The organism is Nostoc cycadae WK-1, assembly GCF_002897135.1.
Classification (GTDB): Bacteria; Cyanobacteriota; Cyanobacteriia; order Cyanobacteriales; family Nostocaceae; genus Nostoc_B.
The window spans coordinates 1-1855 of record NZ_DF978474.1; the positions used below are offsets into that span (position 1 = coordinate 1).

The 1855-nt window shown below is 43.5% G+C and carries 2 protein-coding genes; one reads left to right on the forward strand and one right to left on the reverse strand.

What is annotated here, in order from left to right; genetic code table 11:
* Positions 1-19: 19 nt before the first annotated feature.
* The gene (locus NCWK1_RS28905; protein WP_103127051.1) at positions 20-1633 is read right to left on the reverse strand and encodes an IS1634 family transposase; all 1614 of its coding nucleotides are present in this window, start codon (positions 1631-1633) and stop codon (positions 20-22) included.
* An 8-nt stretch (positions 1634-1641) separates the two neighbouring features.
* Here NCWK1_RS28905 and NCWK1_RS29265 point away from each other — a divergent pair.
* Positions 1642-1855, forward strand: a 214-nt coding sequence (locus NCWK1_RS29265) for a hypothetical protein (protein WP_146034067.1), incomplete at its 3' end; no start/stop codon positions are given.

Sequence of the window (1855 nt, forward strand, 5' to 3'; positions counted from 1 at the left end):
CCTACATTCCGCAGGTCTATCAGGTCAAAAGATAATATTTTCGGCAAGGTGCACCGAGAAACTGGAGAATCCAACGTCGTTCATCAGTAAGATTAGCAATCTGTCTAAAGCCAGCGATCGTTATCAAATGAATCGACATAAAACACTGAAAGACCCAACGGAGAGTGGGAGTGCTAGTCGGCTTACCCAACTGATTACTGATAGTTTGTTTTGCTGTTTCCAGGGCTTGACGCAGTGCCTTTTGCCCTAAACTGTAAACCAATAAACACAGACCCATCACCATTGCCAATGCTGCTACCCGTTCGGGAGAGTTGAGGAAGACGCTGCTGGTAAAAAACAGAGGGTCTTTGAGGAAACGAAAACCGCGTTCTGTAGATTGTTGAGCCTTGTACTGCAAGAGCAAGTCATCGCCAGTCAACTCGTTAGTATCTGTAACATTAGTCGCTAAAATGAAGCGACCTGCACGTAATTGTTCGATAGCAATGGCTTGAGGTTTTGGAACCACAGAAGCACGAATTTGATAACAGTAGTGAGTGTGTTGGGTATTTTTGCCTGGTCTACCGGGTTTGCGGTGACGATGGTGTTCAATAATCTCCACGTCTTGGAGTTGATGAAAGCGTAGCTGACTACTCAATAAATTTGCGGCTTTCAATGCATCTGCTGCACAAGCGAACTCTTGCTGTGATAACTGCCGTAGTTGAGACTGGGCTTTGTCCAGTTGCTTGGCTAGACGTTTTTCTAATTGCTTTAAATCCGCGCTTTTACGAGCTTCACTCTCGACGACTAACCAACGCTGCTTCACTGCGGCATAATCACTACAACACTCAGCAATCTGGTATCCTGCGATTGCACTGTTGACAAATGCTTCCTGACTCATGTTGTCTAAGAGAAATTGTGCTGCCGCTAAGGTGGCTGGCACTCTTGATAGCCAGCGTAAAGAATCCATCTGTTTGATGTTCTGTTCACAGTAAAGAGCGGCATCTGCCACAAACAAGGCATCTATCTCCCACTGTTGCCTAAACTCTTTGAGAATTCGGGCAAATGCCGCCGAGTCAGCTTCATTTCCATCTGCAACTCTCAGATATAAAGGGATATCTCCATCCCCACTGCACATTAAGTCCAATATAAATTGTTTGAGATCCGGTCGATGGTCTCGTGAATAACCATAGGTAATTTCAATTGCTCTTTCCTCTGTTGCGTCTTCATCTGTGGTGCTGACGTATTCTCCATGCACATGAAATGAACTGGAGTCTAGGTGCAAACTGTCTTTTTTTACCCCAAACTTTTGGGCTGCTGCCAACGCTACTGTGACGAATACTTGTGTTAATCCTGCCTCATATAGCTTATCCAATACTCTCCCTAAACGGTCATCGTTGAGATGTTCTGGACTTATCCCCTCACCCAATAGGTGCTCTGTGGCTTTGCCTACAAAAAACTTTTCAAACAAATACAGTGGCGCACTGACCAAGCCCAAGCCATTGAGAATCATCGCCTTTACTGCTTGACCTGGACTGACTATTTCTTGATGATGTATGCCTAGTATTTGGTTGATTTGTTCTACCAAACACATTTGGTCAATTATGCCTGCCACTATCCCGCAGTGGTCAATATCTTGTACTTCTCTCTCATACACATCTAGATGTGTATAAGAGACAGATATTACAGGATGGCGAGTATGATTTAACTCTAGATTTCGAGCAGCTAAAATTACCTCACGATACCATTAATTACAATATGTTAAAAATGGCACATATTGCTGACTATGAAGGTGAAGAATTGCTATATATCTTACAAGAAAAAGTGTTACATATAGCCAAAACTTTTGCCACTGCGGGTAATTACACTGGTAACTTTG